Annotated in this window: 15 protein-coding genes; 6 read left to right on the top strand and 9 right to left on the bottom strand. The window is 42.7% G+C overall.

The genetic code is table 11. The annotated features are described in order from the left end of the window. Positions 1–73: 73 nt before the first annotated feature. Entirely contained in the window at positions 74–1,024 is a 951-nt protein-coding gene (gene tal, locus AWH66_RS22710) for a transaldolase (RefSeq protein WP_063603334.1), read from the bottom strand. 439 nt (positions 1,025–1,463) lie between these two features. Here tal and AWH66_RS22705 point away from each other — a divergent pair, with 439 nt between their 5' ends. Beyond that, on the top strand, positions 1,464–2,447 hold the full coding sequence (locus tag AWH66_RS22705) for a sugar-binding transcriptional regulator (protein WP_394630354.1): 984 nt from the start codon (positions 1,464–1,466) through the stop codon (positions 2,445–2,447). Positions 2,448–2,455: 8 nt separating this feature from the next. Here the strand turns inward: AWH66_RS22705 and AWH66_RS22700 are convergent, their stop codons facing one another. Then, positions 2,456–3,346 carry a LysR family transcriptional regulator gene (locus AWH66_RS22700; protein WP_063603336.1) on the bottom strand — a complete coding sequence of 297 codons (891 nt, stop codon included), beginning with the start codon at positions 3,344–3,346 and terminating at the stop codon, positions 2,456–2,458. A 106-nt stretch (positions 3,347–3,452) separates the two neighbouring features. Between AWH66_RS22700 and AWH66_RS22695 the strand changes: the two genes are divergently transcribed. After that, on the top strand, positions 3,453–3,974 hold the full coding sequence (locus tag AWH66_RS22695; protein ID WP_038226516.1) for a lactoylglutathione lyase family protein: 522 nt from the start codon (positions 3,453–3,455) through the stop codon (positions 3,972–3,974). 38 nt (positions 3,975–4,012) lie between these two features. Here AWH66_RS22695 and AWH66_RS22690 read toward each other — a convergent pair whose 3' ends face one another. The 4 genes from AWH66_RS22690 to moeA are packed head-to-tail and all read right to left on the bottom strand — an operon-like array spanning position 4,013 to position 7,186. Further along, positions 4,013–4,846: a sulfurtransferase gene (locus tag AWH66_RS22690; RefSeq protein ID WP_063603337.1), complete on the bottom strand. Its 834-nt coding sequence runs from the start codon at positions 4,844–4,846 to the stop codon at positions 4,013–4,015. Positions 4,847–4,857: 11 nt separating this feature from the next. Continuing rightward, positions 4,858–5,163: a hypothetical protein gene (locus AWH66_RS22685; RefSeq protein ID WP_063603338.1), complete on the bottom strand. Its 306-nt coding sequence runs from the start codon at positions 5,161–5,163 to the stop codon at positions 4,858–4,860. Positions 5,164–5,187: 24 nt separating this feature from the next. After that, the gene (moeB, locus tag AWH66_RS22680; RefSeq protein ID WP_063603339.1) at positions 5,188–5,940 is read right to left on the bottom strand and encodes a molybdopterin-synthase adenylyltransferase MoeB; all 753 of its coding nucleotides are present in this window, start codon (positions 5,938–5,940) and stop codon (positions 5,188–5,190) included. A gap of 10 nt (positions 5,941–5,950) precedes the next feature. Continuing rightward, on the bottom strand, positions 5,951–7,186 hold the full coding sequence (moeA, locus tag AWH66_RS22675; protein ID WP_063603340.1) for a molybdopterin molybdotransferase MoeA: 1,236 nt from the start codon (positions 7,184–7,186) through the stop codon (positions 5,951–5,953). A 223-nt stretch (positions 7,187–7,409) separates the two neighbouring features. Between moeA and folE the strand changes: the two genes are divergently transcribed. After that, positions 7,410–8,063, top strand: a complete 654-nt coding sequence (gene folE, locus AWH66_RS22670; RefSeq protein ID WP_063603341.1) for a GTP cyclohydrolase I FolE — start codon at positions 7,410–7,412, stop codon at positions 8,061–8,063. Between the two features lie 145 nt (positions 8,064–8,208). Next, positions 8,209–10,254, top strand: a complete 2,046-nt coding sequence (locus AWH66_RS22665; RefSeq protein WP_063603342.1) for a hybrid sensor histidine kinase/response regulator — start codon at positions 8,209–8,211, stop codon at positions 10,252–10,254. A 47-nt stretch (positions 10,255–10,301) separates the two neighbouring features. On the opposite strand, the gene cqsA is transcribed toward AWH66_RS22665, so the two are convergent. The 3 genes from cqsA to clcA form a co-directional block, all read right to left on the bottom strand. Next, on the bottom strand, positions 10,302–11,483 hold the full coding sequence (gene cqsA, locus AWH66_RS22660) for an alpha-hydroxyketone-type quorum-sensing autoinducer synthase (RefSeq protein WP_063603343.1): 1,182 nt from the start codon (positions 11,481–11,483) through the stop codon (positions 10,302–10,304). A gap of 221 nt (positions 11,484–11,704) precedes the next feature. Continuing rightward, a complete protein-coding gene (locus AWH66_RS22655; protein ID WP_083400109.1) occupies positions 11,705–12,673 on the bottom strand; it encodes a TDT family transporter in 969 nt (322 codons plus the stop codon). Between the two features lie 102 nt (positions 12,674–12,775). Continuing rightward, on the bottom strand, positions 12,776–14,176 hold the full coding sequence (gene clcA / locus AWH66_RS22650; RefSeq protein ID WP_063603345.1) for a H(+)/Cl(-) exchange transporter ClcA: 1,401 nt from the start codon (positions 14,174–14,176) through the stop codon (positions 12,776–12,778). 470 nt (positions 14,177–14,646) lie between these two features. Here clcA and AWH66_RS22645 point away from each other — a divergent pair, with 470 nt between their 5' ends. Further along, a complete protein-coding gene (locus AWH66_RS22645) occupies positions 14,647–15,633 on the top strand; it encodes a CobW family GTP-binding protein (RefSeq protein WP_063603346.1) in 987 nt (328 codons plus the stop codon). Positions 15,634–15,636: 3 nt separating this feature from the next. Beyond that, positions 15,637–16,674, top strand: a complete 1,038-nt coding sequence (locus AWH66_RS22640) for a helix-turn-helix transcriptional regulator (RefSeq protein ID WP_063603347.1) — start codon at positions 15,637–15,639, stop codon at positions 16,672–16,674. Positions 16,675–16,681: the final 7 nt, after the last annotated feature.

Raw genomic sequence — 16,681 nt, 5'->3', positions numbered from 1 at the left:
AATAAATTTGATTTTTGAGAGGGGGAAATTAAAGAGGGGAACGCAAACGTTCCCCTCTTATTAATCTTGTGGATTAAAGCTTAGCTTCAATCATTGCTTCTAGTTTGCCTTGGTCTACGGCGAAGTTGCGGATGCCTTCAGCCAGTTTCTCTACTGCCATAGGATCCTGGTTGTGATCCCATAGGAACTCAGCGTGAGTCATCGCTGCTGGGCGCTCTTTAGAGCCTTTTGAGTCGACAAGTTTCTCTACAACTTCACCTTCAGCAGCTTCTAGTTCAGCGAGAAGTTGTGGAGCGATAGTCAGACGATCACAGCCTGCTAGCTCAAGAATCTCACCGATATTACGGAAGCTTGCACCCATTACAACTGTGTTGTAACCGTGGTCTTTGTAGTAGTTGTAGATGCTTGATACTGAGATAACACCTGGGTCTTCTGATGCTTCGAAGTCACGACCTTCTTTCGCCTTGTACCAGTCCATAATGCGACCTACGAAAGGTGAAATTAGATAAACACCTGCTTCAGCACATGCACGAGCCTGAGCGAATGAGAATAGTAGTGTTAGGTTACAGTTGATGCCTTCTTTCTCTAGAACTTCAGCTGCACGAATACCTTCCCAAGTAGAAGCCAGTTTAATTAGGATGCGGTCATTGGCGATGCCAGCGTCATTGTACATTTTGATAAGTTGACGAGCTTTAGCAACGCTGCCTTCAGTATTGTAAGAAAGACGAGCATCCACTTCAGTAGAGATGCGACCTGGGATAGTTTTAAGAATTTCTTTACCGATGTTAACCGCTAGCATGTCACAAGTGTCTTGAACTTGTTGTGCTTTATCGTTGCTTTGAGTTTTAGCGTATTCAATCGCTTGGTCGATAAGCGGTGCGTAATCAGCGATTTGCGCTGCTTTCAAAATCAGAGATGGGTTAGTTGTTGCGTCTTCTGGTTGGTACTTACGAATTGCTTCGATATCACCAGTGTCCGCTACTACAGTAGTCAATTTGCGAAGTTGCTCTAATTTGTTGCTCATCGGTACGTTCCTATTCTTGAGGGCATAAATTTGTGAGGAATGGCCTCATACTACAAATGCTATGTTACGAGCCAAAGTTTCAACTTTACGTTGGATTAGCTCGTAAACCTTTTCCGTGTTAGTGAACAAATATGCGTGAACATATGTATCACTTCTGAGTAAATGTTGAACCCATATTTACCCCATGCAGAAATAATGTCAATCAAATACTGGTCTGAAAAGTAGTATTCATAAGGTTATTTTTGTTTTTTGATAACGCAAGCGTACTTCAATGTCGATTCCATGTTTTATAAGGTCTGTAGGCTGCTTTTTTCGCTGAAATCTTGACCTGAGAAAATGTAATGGTATTGAGCGAATGCTTAGTTCTGTTTATGATTGAGCATATGCGTGAGGTGTGAACCAATGAGCACCACTATTTTTACCAATTAGGTGAGTGATGATGAAAAGTGAAATTAGTGAAACAGGCAATGACTTGCTGACAGAAATTGCCGTTGCCTATTACCAAGATGGTGCGACACAAGAGGAAATATCTAAGAAGTTTGGTGTATCACGAGCCAAGATTGGTCGACTTCTCAAGCAGGCAAGGGATGAAGGCATCGTCGAGATCACGGTTAAATACCATCCGGTATACAGCGCTAAGATTGAACAGCGTTTGATTGAGCGTTTTGGAATTAAGCGCGCGCTCATTGCATTGGACCAAGCTGATGAAGACGCACAGCGTATGCAAGTGGGAGGGCTAGTCTCAAACTATCTGGCGCAGACACTAAAAGGTGGAACTGTGGTGACAGTCGGGCAAGGCAGAAACGTTTCGTCTGTAGCTCATCATATGGGTGTAATTACTCCTAGGGATTGTAAGTTTGTTTGTGGGATTGGAGGAATTCACCCGCGTGGGGGACGCTTTAATGCCGACCATATTTGTCGTCAGTTGGCGAAAAAATACGGTGGTAGTTCTGAAACCTTATATGCGCCGGCATACGCTGAAAATAAAGATCAAAAGTTAGCGTTTATGCAAAATGCTACGGTCAAGCAGACTCTCGATTTAGCGCGCAAAGCAGATATGGCTATCGTAGGTGTCGGTGATATGAGTGAGAACAGTTACATGGTTGACTTAGGATGGTTTACCGCTGATGAAGTCGTTCAATCAAGGTTGAATCAGGGTGTAGTTGGTGATTTTGCTGGTTATGACTTTTTCGATATCCAAGGGCAAGCCGCCAATACAGTGATGAGTGATCGAGTGATTGGCTTGGGGCTTGAAGAGTTTCGCATGATATCAGAGGTGATTGCGATCGCTTCTGAAAATAGCAAACCAATGGCGTTACTCGGAGCATTGCGTACCGGCGTAATCGATGTGGTGGCAACCAGTGTAAGCAATGCTTTAACAGTACTAAACCTTGATGAGCAAATGAAGAATTTACCGAGCTGAATAGCAGATTACGCGAACTCAGTTGCTTTGATAAGTTCCAGCAAAAATGAGTACCGAGCGGCAAGTTGCTTTCGCTTTTTCTTCACAAAATAGAGTGGTTCACTGACTAAAAGTTCAGTGGGCCAAACATTAACTTTATCTCTATAACCTGAATACTCAATGGCAACTTTGGGTAATACAGTGACACCAATGCCCATAGATACAGGCTGTAATATCTGACTATGCTGGTTAATGTAGGTGACTTTATTAAAATCTTGCCATTCTGCTTGCTTGAGCTCTTCGAGTCGGCTGTCTTCGATGTATTTCTGTAAGTAGTATTGCGCATCAGGATGGTCGACCACGCCAAGCTGATTAATCGCTTCTGATGCCGAAAATTTAGCTACCGCATCTCTACTACCAATGAGACATAGCTCTAGTTGTCCTATGTACTCTGCTGATAGTTCAGGGTTCTGAATCGAAGCCGTGACCATACCAGAATCTATAACGCCATTACTAATACTCTCTATGATCCGACGGTTTGGCGCTGCTTCAACATTGACCTTCAAACCCGGATATCGTTGCTGCAGATCCAGCAAACTTGGGTAGAGTGCGGTAATGATAGCGCCCGACGCTGAAAAGCTAAGGTTACCTGATTCAGGGTCATCATATCGTAGACGTTCAAGTAACATGTTCTCCCTACTGGCTAGTTCAAGGGCGTATTCGTACACTAAACGTCCTTGCTCAGTGAGCTCAAAACTCTTTCCTTCTCGAGTAAGTAACTCAATATTAAGGCTAGCTTCGAGCTTTTTAATATGTTGGCTGACGCCGGGTTGTGTCATGAAGAGCTTTTCTGCGGTTTGGGTAAAGTGCCCGATCTCTACTAGAGTTTTAAAAGTATTTAGCCAAGTCGTATTTATCATGACAGTTTCGTAGATAACAATTGATTATAGTTTTTAGGTTATATGATAACTATTGGCTAATCCACAACGAAATACTCAAATTTCATCACCTAGAGGACATCTACTAATGACTTCAGCCAATACAAACCATACCTACCCACGTTGTTTTAGCCACATTGGAATATCTGTGCCTGATCTGGAAGCGGCCGTTAAGTTTTATACCGAGGTATTAGGTTGGTATCTCATCATGCCGCCGACCGATGTAACTGAAGACGACTCCGCTATTGGTGTTATGTGCACAGACGTTTTTGGGGAAGGCTGGGACCACTTTCGAATTGCTCATCTGTCCACCGGTGACAGGATTGGCGTAGAGCTATTTCAGTTCAAAGATCAGCAAAACCCAGAAGATAACTTTGAATATTGGAAGACCGGCATTTTTCATTTTTGCGTACAAGACCCAGATGTTGAAGGATTAGCTGACAAAATCGTCGCGGCAGGTGGTAAACGACGAATGAAAGAGCCACGTTACTATTACCCGGGAGAGAAACCGTACAGAATGATCTATATGGAAGACCCGTTTGGTAATATTCTAGAGATCTATTCACATAGCTATGAGCTTCATTACTCAAGTGGTGCTTATAACGGGTAGCGAAAGGAAGCAGGTCCCATAGACCTGCTTGTCTTCTTTTACTTTTCTACAGGTAGATCAATACGTTGACCCCATTCAGTCCATGAGCCGTCATAGACAGATAAATTATGATAACCGCAGACATAAGCGCCAAGAGCGAGAATACAAGCCGTTACGCCGGAACCACAGCTAAACACCATGTGCTCTCGTTTACTTGCTGAGATAGCTGAATACAAAGGAGCAAGATCTTCTAGTGGTTTGAGGGTGCCATTATTGATGAGTTCAGCAAAAGGCAGACAAACAGAATTTGGAATATGGCCGCTTCTGACACCTTCTCTTGGTTCTTTCACTTCGCCTTTAAAACGTGCTAAAGAGCGAGCGTCGACGATATGAGCATTTTGCTTTTCGGAATACGTCAGAACTTGTTCTGCTGATAGGAAGTAATGCTGATCTAGTGACAGAGAAGGGGAGGTGGGTGCTCCAATCGAATAATCCTCATCGCAATCGTAACCAGCAGTTTTCCAAGCAGGTAAGCCTCCGGAGAGCACATAAACCTCACTTAGTCCCATTGCTTTAAGCATCCACCACGCACGAGGTGAAGCATAAGTACCGGAATTATCATAAACAACTATCGTACTATTTTCAGTAAGGCTCAGTTTCGAAGCTAGTTCATTGAAGCGTGCTTCAGTTGGCATCATATGAGGAAGAGAACTGTCTGGGTCGCAAAAGACGTTGTCATAATCAAACCGCTGAGCACCAGGAATCACACCATTTTTGTCCTTTTCAGGCTCTAGTGGGATTTGAAACTCGATACTTGCATCAAGAACAATAATGTCGTTGTTAGCATCTAGCTGTTGCTTTAGCCACTGAGGAGAAACAATAGGTTGTGTCATCAATGATTTCCTTATCTGTTGAGGCAATGCTGAAGGCGATAGGTTTTGGTATTGGAAACTGAGCTCTGTTGAGAGCTGAGTGTAACTTCTGAGCCTACGGGGCATAGTGTTGCTTTATCCGTAGTGATGCGACTGTTAGTACCATCTCTATGTTCCACGATGAGGTAGTAGCGATTACCGTCTAAAGATTGTGTGAGAACATGGCTTATTACTTTGGCTTGTTCTGTTTCTTCTGTATTTGAATCTGAAGATAGGAGAAGCAGCAAGAATCCAACACCCACAGCGAGAATAGCAAATGCGATGGTTAGTTGTTTCAATAGTACTTCTCCATAGGCTACTCTCTATTCACCACAAACTTTGCAGGCCTTGGATTTAGGCAACCCCATGTCTCGCCAGCTTAATGATAAACCATCAAATATTAATAGTTTACCTATTTTAGGCTGCCCATAGTTAGCGAGCACTTTTATCGCCTCTAGTGCCTGCGTAGCACCAATGATGCCAACGACAGGTGACATGACGCCAGCTTCAACACAGCTCAGCGTTGTATCTCCAAACAGTGCGCTTAAACAAGCATAGCAAGGTAGACTGTCGTCTTTATATGTAAAGACTGAGACTTGACCTTCCATTCTAATCGCAGCCCCACAGACCAGCGGCTTTTTGTGTTTAAAGCAAAGGCGATTGAGTTGGTTACGAGTATCTACATTATCAGTGGCATCAAGAACAAGGTCGTGTTCTTTAATTTGTGCTTCGAGAGCAGTATCGTCCAAGCGATGATTAATGGTTTTAATCATCACATTAGGGTTGATTTTTCTCAACGCAGTTCGGGCTGACTCAACTTTATCTACACCAATAGAGTCATTGTTGTGTAATACCTGTCGTTGCAGGTTTGATAGCTCCACCTTATCGTCATCGACTAAGGTGAGCGAACCAATACCTGCTGCGGCAAGATACTGACTAGAGGCACAGCCTAAACCACCGGCTCCAATAATCAAAATTGAAGATTGTTTGAGTGCTTCTTGTCCATCAAAATCGAAGTTCTTTAATATAATTTGACGGTTATAGCGAAGCATCTCTTCATCAGACAGTATGTCCACAATAGCCTCGTTAGAATAAAGTTGGGTTAAACAACTGGATTTGAACCGTTTCTCCTACATCAATTGACGTACGATCGCGCTCAAGCACTACAAAGCAGTTTGCTAGGCTCATCGACCTAAAGGCTCCTGAGCTTTGGTTTCCGGTCGTTTCTACTACAAACTGGCCATCTTCAATCGAGTAGATACCGCGTTGGTAATCGGTTCTTCCTGGGGCTTTCTTGAAGGCGCTGCGTGTGATGGCTGGAATGGATTCAGGCTCTTTCCACTCTGAGTGACCAGAAAGCTTAGCGATGAGAGGTTGCACTAAGACATACATAGTTAATACAGCAGACACAGGGTTTCCAGGTAATCCGCAGAACCATGCGTTGTCGAGCTCACCAAAAGCGAAAGGCTTACCGGGTTTGATAGCAAGTTTCCAGAAGCCGATTTGACCTAATTCTTCAAGAATATCTTTAGTATAGTCAGCTTCACCAACGCTAACGCCGCCCGAGGTAATTACAACGTCGGATAGTTGCTGCGCTTGCTCAAATGTGGCTTTCAGTGTTTCTGGGCAATCAGGAATAATACCTAAATCAATGGCCTCACAACCGAAGTTCTCGATAAGTGGTTTGATTCCGTAGCGGTTGCTATCGTAAATCTGCCCATCTTTAAGCTCAGTACCAAGCGGGCGCAGTTCATCTCCGGTAGAGAAGAAAGCAACAACCGGTTTGCGGAATACGCTGATGTGGCTAATTCCTAACGTAGCAATCATAGGAATATCGCGAGCGGTCAAACGAGCGCCTTTTTTTAGTACGACATCATTTACTCGAATGTCATCACCAGTAGGACGAATGTTCATATTCGTTTTTGGAGAACACTGATTGAACGTAATGTTATCACCGTCTACCGTGGTGTTTTCTTGCATAATGACGGCATCACAACCTTCTGGGATTTTCGCGCCAGTCATAATTCTAACAGTTGTCATGGAAGGCCAGTCACCTTCATAGGGTACGCCAGCAAATGACTTACCAACCATTGATAGAGTAGTACTTTGCTCTAAGTCACTGAGACGAATGGCGTAGCCATCCATTGCGGAGTTATCAAAGGGAGGCACGTTAATAGGGGAAAGAATGTCTTCTGCTAATACATACCCTAGCGCGTCAGGTAACGGCAATGTAAGAGTGTCAGTAACAGGAGTAATTGGTGTGAGCATTTTATCCAATGCTTCTTCTATAGGCATTAAGCCTGGTGCGTCGCAGCAACCCATAAGATAAGCCGTCCTAATTGATTCAGTGGAACTATTTAATTCAATAAAGTCTTCGGAATGTAACACATTTTGTCTAAAGAGAGGCTTACTCCTATGGATAAAATAGCCAAAAACATGCTTCAAATCATAATGCATACAAAGCAATACAGAATTTGTGGGTGTAATTGATGAAAATTCCGAGTATCCTTGTGCCCCCTTACGGGTGTTAGTGCGAGGAAGTAAGATGTCAGGATTAAGTGAATCAGCAAAAATGGTGAAAGCCGCGTTGTCAGAGCGAGGGTTAGAAACACCGATGCTGCCAAATGAAGTCAGCCGTGAAGAAAAGAAAGAGCGTATTGAACATCATATGCGTGAAATTCTTACGTTGTTACAGCTTGATCTACAAGACGATAGTTTGATGGAGACGCCGCATCGCATTGCCAAGATGTATGTGGATGAAATCTTCTCAGGCTTGGACTACGAGAACTTCCCTAAAATCACCGTCATCGAAAACAAGATGGACGTTAGTGAGATGGTTCGTGTTAAAGACATCACGGTGACCAGCACTTGTGAACACCACCTTGTGACCATCGACGGCAAAGCTGCAGTAGCCTATATCCCTCGCGGTAAAATCATCGGTTTGTCTAAAATCAACCGTATCGTAAGATTCTTCGCACAGCGTCCACAAGTTCAGGAACGCATGACGCAACAAATTCTGGTTGCTCTACAAGCCTTGCTTGAAACCGACGATGTCGCAGTAACGATTGATGCGGTACATTATTGCGTGAAGTCCCGCGGTGTCATGGATGCTACCAGTGAAACGACGACTACCGCATTGGGTGGAATCTTTAAATCGAAGCCAGCGACTCGACATGAGTTTTTGCATGGTTTGCGATAGTTCTTTCTGGAAGACGCATCACATATTGGTCTGCAACGCCCTCTGATTACGAGGGCGTTGTTGTTTTACAAAGCTTTCTTACCGATCAAGCCAATGTTATGCTTAACCAATAGTAATGAGTTTTAAATCTGGATTGATTGCACAGATGGAAAGGATAAAGAGAACCTACGAGTATGCTGCGCCAAATATTACACTTGTCGCATGGATGGGGATTTTGGGCTTTCCACTCTATTACGTTATTTGGAAGTATGTATTTCCGCAGCCTTATGAAAGTGAGCTTTTAAGAACTATTGGCGCAATCATGTTAATAGGGTTTATCTTATTACGTGCTTTTTCAGAAAAAACTAAGCGAATCCTCCCATACTATTACCTAGTAGTTATTGGCTTTACTTTGCCATTCTTCTTTTGCTATATGATGTTGATGAATAACTGGACGACAGTTTGGGTTATGTCGTTTATGTCATCCATATTTCTTCATATATTGCTTATTTATGATACGAGGATAATGGTCGCTCAGGCTGTAATATCTGTTCTATCTGCTGTTTTACTCGCTTACATTATGGGTGGACAAGGAATCTACATGGCGCAGAGTCTAACGTATTTACCCATATTTGCGTTTACTTATATTTTCGGCAGTTTATTCTTCTTCCGTAACCAAAATGAGCATGAATCCAAATTTGCAATCGCTAAATCGTTTGGTGCTGGTATTGCTCATGAAATGAGAAATCCTCTTAGTGCTATGTATTCTTCGTTAGAGGTAATGCGAGCAATTATTCCTAATAAGAGTGCTATTTTTCGTAACTCGCACCAGTTGAATACCGAAGAGCTTCAACGTTTGAATGAAATCATAGATGATTCCATGAAAACGATCATGAACGGCAATGAAACCATTGACTTATTACTGACGTCTATCGATCAAAGCCGAGTATCTACATCGACTTTCTGTCGCAATGACGGTAAAGAAGTCATTGAAAATGCAATCAGAACGTTTGCATATAAAACAGCGTTAGACACTAAAGCTGTCTCAGTTAACATTCCAAGCAGTTTTGACTATTTTGGTAGTGATACTTTATTGAAGTATGTTTTGTTTAACTTACTGAAAAACTCATTTCGCCACAGAGGTGCAGGGAAGTTCACGATAACGATTGACGCTCAAAACCAAGACGATTGCAATATCATTACTTTTAGAGATACCGGCAAGGGGATTGAAGAGCAACTACTCCCCTATATTTTTGAGGATTTTTATACCACCGGTAAATCAGGATCCTATGGTTTAGGCTTGGCATTCTGTAAAAAGGTCATGAGGTCGTTTGGTGGTAAGATAGTATGTCAATCCGAGTTTGGTGCATGGACAGAGTTTAAATTAATATTTCCTAAGTATGAGTCGAATGAAGTGGCACAGATTAAGAGTGAATTGGTGAAAGATAAGTCAGTGTTGTTTATTGGTGAATCATCTAGCATGTTGGACTTGGTTAAGGGTGCTCAATATCACCGAGAATTCAAGCTAACGGTTGAAGATATCAAAGCGGCAAGTTACCGCGAAGAATACAGTTTTGAGTATAGCCTTATTATCATTGACGGTAATCTATCTAGAGAAGGGTGGATCTACCTTTCGAGTCTAGAGGCGAAGCTTGAGTTTACCGAGGCACGAATTGTTCTAGTTCACTCTGCAAATGACCAGAGAAATCTGTACTTCAAGCGCTATCTTAACGTCGAGTTAATGGATTATGATGAATTTACCTCTGATATAAGAGATACATTAGATAAATTGTTTTTCAGAGAGGTGGAAGAGCTTGCGACGGCTCGTCCTTACAACACAATATCTTCAACCAAAACAGTTCTCTTAGTCGATGACAACCATTCCTTGCGAACAATTACTAGCATAATGTTAGAAAAAGAGGGTTTGGTAGTACTACAAGCTAGCAATGGTGCTGACGCTATAGTCATGCTTGATGAAGAAAATGTTGATTTAGTTATTATGGATATCGAGATGCCGATTCTAGATGGCATTTCCACTGCGGATAAGATAAGAAAATCTACTGCAAAGTATAATACAGTGCCTATCATTGCCTTCACTGGTGATGCGAATCCAACAACTCGTGAAAAAATCAAGCAATCTGGGATGGATGACTTATTAATTAAACCGACGCCCAAAGACGAGTTAGTTGATAAAGTTGCGTCTTGGATATAGATGAGGGAGCTCAGAGTATAGGTTGAGCCCCACATCCAATTTATTGCCTATAAGAAATAGAACTCTTTATTTTCCGTTGCTTCTTTACAAGCTTGCACTACTCGATCCAAATCCTCGAGAGTATGCTCTGAAGTGACTGAAAATCTTATAATATTCTTTCCTTTTGGTGTTGCTGGTGTACAAAATATAGAACCAAAAACACCTTTGCTCTCTAAGAAATCCCGAACAATCTCAGTGTTTTCAGCGTCACCAGTCTCTAAAGCGATGATCTGAGATTCACTTCGAATAGATAGCCCTAAGTTTCTTAGCTGATTTCTTAAATAGTCACTATTTGAGAACAACGAGCGCCTTGCGTTGTCGGCGCTCTTGATCACGTCGACGGTAGCGCTTAACCGTTCAGTTTCGTATGGGAGCAGCATGGAACTGAATATCGCAGGAAATGCCACAAATGGAAGACAATGCGCGGTCTTTTTATTGGACAAAATAGCGCCCGCACGATATGCAAATGTTTTTGCTAAGCTCACGGTAATATAATCTACATGCTCAGTTAAGCCTAATTCAGCAACCAAACCAGCGCCTTTAGGACCATGAGTCCCAAGTGAATGAGATTCATCCACGACCAGAGCACAGTCGCACTCATAAGCCATTGATACAAGGTCTACGAGCGGTGCGATAGTACCCAAAGTACTATAGATAGAATCAACTAGAATTATGCCTGGGCCATTCTTTTGAATCTGTCGCTTTAAGTGCCTGATGTTGTTGTGCATAAATGGATGAACCATAGCACCAGCAATTCTTGCACCTTCCCACAATGAAGCATGAGCGAAGAAATCAACATACACATTGGTGTCTTTGGTACAGATAGCCTGCAGTAAGCTCAGGTTTGCGGTATAACCTGATTGTGATACTACACACTCTTCAAATCCTGTTAGTTTAGCGAGTTTTTTTTCAAAAGCAGAGCTGTCTTCCGCTTCAGCAGTATAAACACCAGACATCAACATACTTTCCGTATTGTCTCGAATAGCGTCTATGTGCTTCTCCTTAATATAGGCGTTGTTATTCAGACATAGGTAGTCATTTGTTTGGTAACTGGTATCACTTGCCGTAGGTCTTTTCCCAGAGACTAGATGCTTTTTACTTTTGGTTGAATGGATATTTTCAGCGATATAAATATCGTGTTGCTGTTCAATAAATTTAGGCAACGTTTTTGTTATTTTCTCTAAGTGCATAGCTAGGTTCTCTCGACATTTAAAATGGGTTGTCGGCCGACAGAACGAAATATTGCCCAATATGCAAAAATAGTCACTAGTGACTATTTTATTTTTTGGAGTTACTAGCAATCTTCACTATACTACATAGCGATATATTCATCTTGCTTATACCTGTTGGGGGTCTGTGCGAGACTTTTTATACTCTTTTTGGTCTTTATTGATATATGTATCACATTTTTTCATTGTCGTGACATTAACTCCGGCCAGTACATTTTTATAAAACCAAAACTCACCCAGATAACCGCCAATGTTGCTACAGATAACTCCAAAAAGCCGAAGTTGTGCAACCAATGCCAATGTGGGTATTCGCCCTCGAAGAAATCCGTTAACCTGTACATTGCTATCGAACTTATGACTGAAGGAAAGGTAATCGCAGCGATAGATGGTTGAAATTTCAGTTTTAATAATCTGAAGTAACACAAGTAGATAAGTAACGTCATCGTGATGGCGATACCAGCTAGCGCACCCGTCAGTATAGGATCAGGTTCAGAGAAATTGACTAAGTATGCTGATAATGTGAGGTTGATCGGCGCTGCCATGATAGCGATAGTAGGCCTGGCTCTCTTGCGAAGCATACCTTCAAACACCAATCGATATAGAACCAGTGGTAGCATAAAGAAATATATTGCTATACATACACTAGCAATGGTTTCAGAATATACCGTATGGCCAAATTGAGTTCCTGCTAAAGAGCTACTAATAAGTCCAACAGGATAAAGAAACCAACTTGGAACTATATTGGCAATTTTAAAATTCTTAATTTGATAGAAAAAGAATAATATCGCCATGAGTATATGCAACATCAACGCGGCAAACCAAAGAGGGTAGGCGATGAGTGGTCTTATAACGGCTAAGTAATCACACAGGATTAATAACGCCATACTCATTGGAGCCATTAAGCTGCCTGTTAATGGGTGCTTTATATCAGCAGAAAATATATGGCGATTGAGCAGATATTTTAACAGTACGGGAATTAACAGTAAGGCGCCGATAGTGGCTAAGACTGGCTGAATAGTCTTACCAAGTTCTGGTACATACATTGCCCAAGCGTGGCCGAGGCCGATCATTCCTAAAGCTAACGAGGCTTGAGAGGTGGGGACACTGTGAAACTGTGTCAGTCGTTTTAGGGCAGCAAGACTTGTTGTCACGAGGAGAGCTCTCTTTAATATCCTTATTATTATCTGCTAGCTCTTTGGGGAGAGCTAGCAGTCTAGCCGTCTAATTATACACGGTTTGGATAGAAAATGCGCTCAGTTTTCCTTTCGTGGTAGATCTTCTTGTCGCAGTTTTTCGTTTTTGATGGTGCGGTGTAGTAGTTGACTATAGATAGGCTGACCACCCATTGCTTGAGCAATCACAGTCGCACCTAATGCTGTGATGATAAGGGGTAAGATCAAGTGGTAGTTATTAGTCATTTCAATGACTAGTAAAATCCCAGTAATCGGTGCTCGTACCGTTGCAGAGAAGAGTGCGCCCATACCCGCGATAGCAAAGACACCAGGTTCTATTGGTAAGTCAGGAAATAGCGCTTTTGCTGTTAATCCGAAGGCATAACCAAAGGACGTTCCCAATGCCAGCATAGGTGCAAAAATACCGCCAGGTGCGCCAGACCCAAAACAGATAAGAGTAGTAAGCACTCTACCAATAAACAGCAATACCAAGATGGAAGCGCTAAAACTGCCATTTGTTATATCAGGAATAATACCGATACCGCCACCAGTTAATTCTGGCACATAGAGGAGCAGTAGTCCGAAACATCCACCAATAATAGAACCTGTAAACAGGAATCGCTTAAGGTCGTTTTTATGAATGCGTACGAACAGATCCTGAAACACAGTAACAAGTTTATTGAACGCAACACCAAATACACCGAAAAGTGCACCTAAAACCAGAAATAGCCACAACACATTAAGTTCTGGTGAACCGTATTGTGGAATGGAAATGACGGCGCTTTGACCATTAATATAACGAAAAACCAAAGTCGCAGTTACTGCTGAGATAAGTACGGCTTTGATTGAAATAAGAGAGTAGCGAAAATGCGGACGCATCTCTTCGACAACAAACATGATACCGGCAAGAGGTGCGTTAAATGCAGCTGCGAGACCACCTGCGGCACCGGACGCAAGTAAGGTATGGCGGCTGTCATCGTTTTTTACTCGAAAAATATCTGTCACCATCCGAGCTAAGTTGCCGCCCATTTGTACCGTAGGACCTTCTCGACCAAGTACCATTCCTGACCCAAGAGCTCCTAGTCCACCAAAGAACTTAACGGGTAACACGCGCCACCAACGAACTGGTCGCATATTGTCCATCGCACCCTCAATTTCAGGAATGCCTGAGCCTGCAGCCTCTGGTGCAAATTTATGGACTAGAAAATAACCAATGAAGGCGAGTAATGCACTGATTAGAAAAGCTGAAAGCCACAGGGGAAGGACTGAACCGATTTCGTCACGAAGCCACTCGGTGCGCGTCTCAGTCACAAAGTGAACACCAAGCTCAAACAATGTGCCTACTAAACCAGCAAGTACACCCACAACACAAGACAGCAAAAGCACTGAGATAGGTGTCGTATCTCTCGAGAGAAATTGATTAATCGTTCCGCGTGGCACATGGGCAAGTAACGACTGTTTGATTCTTTCTCTCTTTGTCATTGTATTTAAAGACCTTGGTTCTTCGGATTGGCGGGAATGTATAAGTAAAATTATACGACTTAGAACAATTGGCAACAGTGGTAAAGATGAAAAGTAGTATTCCAAATTTAATGTTGCCTAGTGTTGCAGCATTTTGTGATTCACCTCAATGTTCTCTACTTGCAATAATCCAGATATGTACCATATTTAAAGCGTAGGGATTGTATTCGACGAGCATGGAGGATTTGAAAACCCTACGTACAATTTGGATGTGCAACAAACACATACTACTGCCCCGTAAATTATCTCAGCCGCGTTAACAAGGTTCAGAGATTCGCAAACTCACGATTGAGTAACGGGGGATCAAGGCGCGCGCAAAGTGCGCCTTTTGTCTTTTGGTCTTTTTTACTTATTCCTAAACCTATTCAATATAGAACCTACGAGTCACTTGGGTATATACTCATACCAAAGCAACATTCAGAGAGTTCATAATGTCAAATCAAGTACCTACCAATATCATCACTGGTTTTCTTGGTGTGGGTAAAACCACTACAATACTTAATCTACTTAAATCAAAACCTGAGAATGAGAACTGGGCGGTACTCGTTAATGAGTTCGGAGAAGTCGGTATTGATGGTGCAATGATGGCTGAGGGCGGTGCACTCATTAAAGAAGTCCCTGGCGGCTGTATGTGCTGTACCGCAGGTGTTCCGATGTCGGTAGGTATCAACGTACTGTTAAGGCAAAAGCCAGATCGTTTGATAATCGAACCAACGGGGTTGGGGCATCCCAAGCAGGTCATTAAAACGTTAACCTCAGCGCAGTACACTGATTATATTGATTTAAAAGCGACGATTGCGCTGGTGGACCCGCGCAATTTATCCGATGAAAGACATTTATCTAATGCTAACTTTAATGATCAACTTAGCGTCGCTGAGGTTGTGATCGGCAATAAAGTGGATCAATGCACCGCTGAAGATGTCGATGTGTTCAATGACTGGGTAACAGACCAAGTACCTGCCAAGATTTTCCACAAACTGGTAAAAAACGGCGTGCTTCCGATAGAGGTATTGGATATAGAGCGACGAGCTCAAGAAACGGAATCTTCGACTCATTCCCACGACTTTCACGACCATAGCGATCTTGAACCAGTGTTCGAGTTAGCTCCTGAAAAACCATTTATTCGCCGCGAGAATCAGGGACAAGGCTACTTTAGTTGTGGATGGATTATTGGTGCAGAACACATATTCGATTTTGACCAGTTATTCTCAATGTTCAGTGATTTGAATGCAGAGCGTATTAAGGCAGTCGTAAATACAGATAAAGGATGTTATGCGTTTAACGTTGCTAATCGCGTTGTTTCTGTCAATCAGATGTCGTTAGAAGGCTATGAATCGCGAATTGAAGTCATCGATAGTGAACTCCTGCCATGGGAGCAATTGGAGACAGTACTCCTTCGCTTGTGTGGCTTACGTTAGCGTATGGACTCAAATGAACTTCTAAAGACGGCTTCGACCAGACAGATCATCGATGTGCAGTGGCTTCGGTCTCTTGACGAGGCCGCTAAGCGCTACGGTCTCGATATTGCTACGTATCGCGGCGGTATCAAGGACTGGCATGAGCAAATGGAGAGGCCAAAAGTTTCCCTCGATTCGCTGGAAGAAGCGATTGCGCTGGTGGAAGCGCACCCTGCCGCGTTTGATATTGTTATAGATGCTGGTACCAGTATTACGGCAAATCATCTCGGTGTACTTGGTGCGTTTTTATATAGCGCTCCCAGTGTTGATGTGATGTTGAAGTTCTTTGAAGCATTTTCATTGGTGTTTTGTCCTGCTGTAAAGTTGGTGTTTATTCATCGCCTTAATGAGAAGTCTGAACTTTGGATGCTCAGACACGACGACGACAAAGGTATGCCGACCTTTTCCAATCTTGGTTTCAGTTATTACTGTATCGCCTTAATTACTTTTATTCGTTCGACACAAAAAGAAGCGTGCACAGTAGAGTTTTTCTTTGAACGAGATCCTTTAGATGACGACGTCATAGAGTCATTAGAACAGCGATTTAATTGCCGAATTTTCTATGGACATAAGATCCGACGTATCACCTTACCGAGCTGGTTTGTCAATAAGCCATGTACCTACGCGAACTCTGAGCTTAACGCGACCTTAGTGGCACCGATGCATTACAGCGCCGAAAGCACCATGGATTCGAGTTTAGCGGAGCAGGTGTTTTCCGTTTTTAAGCAGTATGAGGTCACAGATATAACGATTGACTCTGTGTCTCGGCATTTTCATATGAGTAGTAGAACGCTAACAAGAAAACTCAGTGCACAATCTTTGTCGTTTCGAACCCTGTTAGACCGTTACAAATTAGAACGAGCGATTTCGTTGTCCGCCAATCCAAGTACAAACCTAACTCAAATTGCCTTAGAAGTTGGTTTTAAAGATCTCAGCTCCTTCTCCAGAGCCTTCAAACGTTGGACTGGGGAATCGCCAAAATCGCTGTTTAATAGTAGGTAAATCACCT

Origin of the sequence: Vibrio barjaei, from assembly GCF_001639065.2 — a bacterium.
GTDB classification, from domain to species: Bacteria; Pseudomonadota; Gammaproteobacteria; order Enterobacterales; family Vibrionaceae; genus Vibrio; species Vibrio barjaei.
Note: the sequence above shows the minus strand (reverse complement) of the source record. Positions and strands in the feature narration are given on the sequence as shown.

Coding starts and splice junctions, on each gene's coding strand:
- tal (WP_063603334.1), bottom strand. CDS start 1,024: ATGAGCAACAAATTAGAGCAACTTCGCAAATTGACTACTGTAGTAGCG.
- AWH66_RS22705 (WP_394630354.1), top strand. CDS start 1,464: ATGAAAAGTGAAATTAGTGAAACAGGCAATGACTTGCTGACAGAAATT.
- AWH66_RS22700 (WP_063603336.1), bottom strand. CDS start 3,346: ATGATAAATACGACTTGGCTAAATACTTTTAAAACTCTAGTAGAGATC.
- AWH66_RS22695 (WP_038226516.1), top strand. CDS start 3,453: ATGACTTCAGCCAATACAAACCATACCTACCCACGTTGTTTTAGCCAC.
- AWH66_RS22690 (WP_063603337.1), bottom strand. CDS start 4,846: ATGACACAACCTATTGTTTCTCCTCAGTGGCTAAAGCAACAGCTAGAT.
- moeA (WP_063603340.1), bottom strand. CDS start 7,186: ATGGGTTGCTGCGACGCACCAGGCTTAATGCCTATAGAAGAAGCATTG.
- folE (WP_063603341.1), top strand. CDS start 7,410: ATGTCAGGATTAAGTGAATCAGCAAAAATGGTGAAAGCCGCGTTGTCA.
- AWH66_RS22665 (WP_063603342.1), top strand. CDS start 8,209: ATGGAAAGGATAAAGAGAACCTACGAGTATGCTGCGCCAAATATTACA.
- cqsA (WP_063603343.1), bottom strand. CDS start 11,483: ATGCACTTAGAGAAAATAACAAAAACGTTGCCTAAATTTATTGAACAG.
- clcA (WP_063603345.1), bottom strand. CDS start 14,176: ATGACAAAGAGAGAAAGAATCAAACAGTCGTTACTTGCCCATGTGCCA.
- AWH66_RS22645 (WP_063603346.1), top strand. CDS start 14,647: ATGTCAAATCAAGTACCTACCAATATCATCACTGGTTTTCTTGGTGTG.
- AWH66_RS22640 (WP_063603347.1), top strand. CDS start 15,637: ATGGACTCAAATGAACTTCTAAAGACGGCTTCGACCAGACAGATCATC.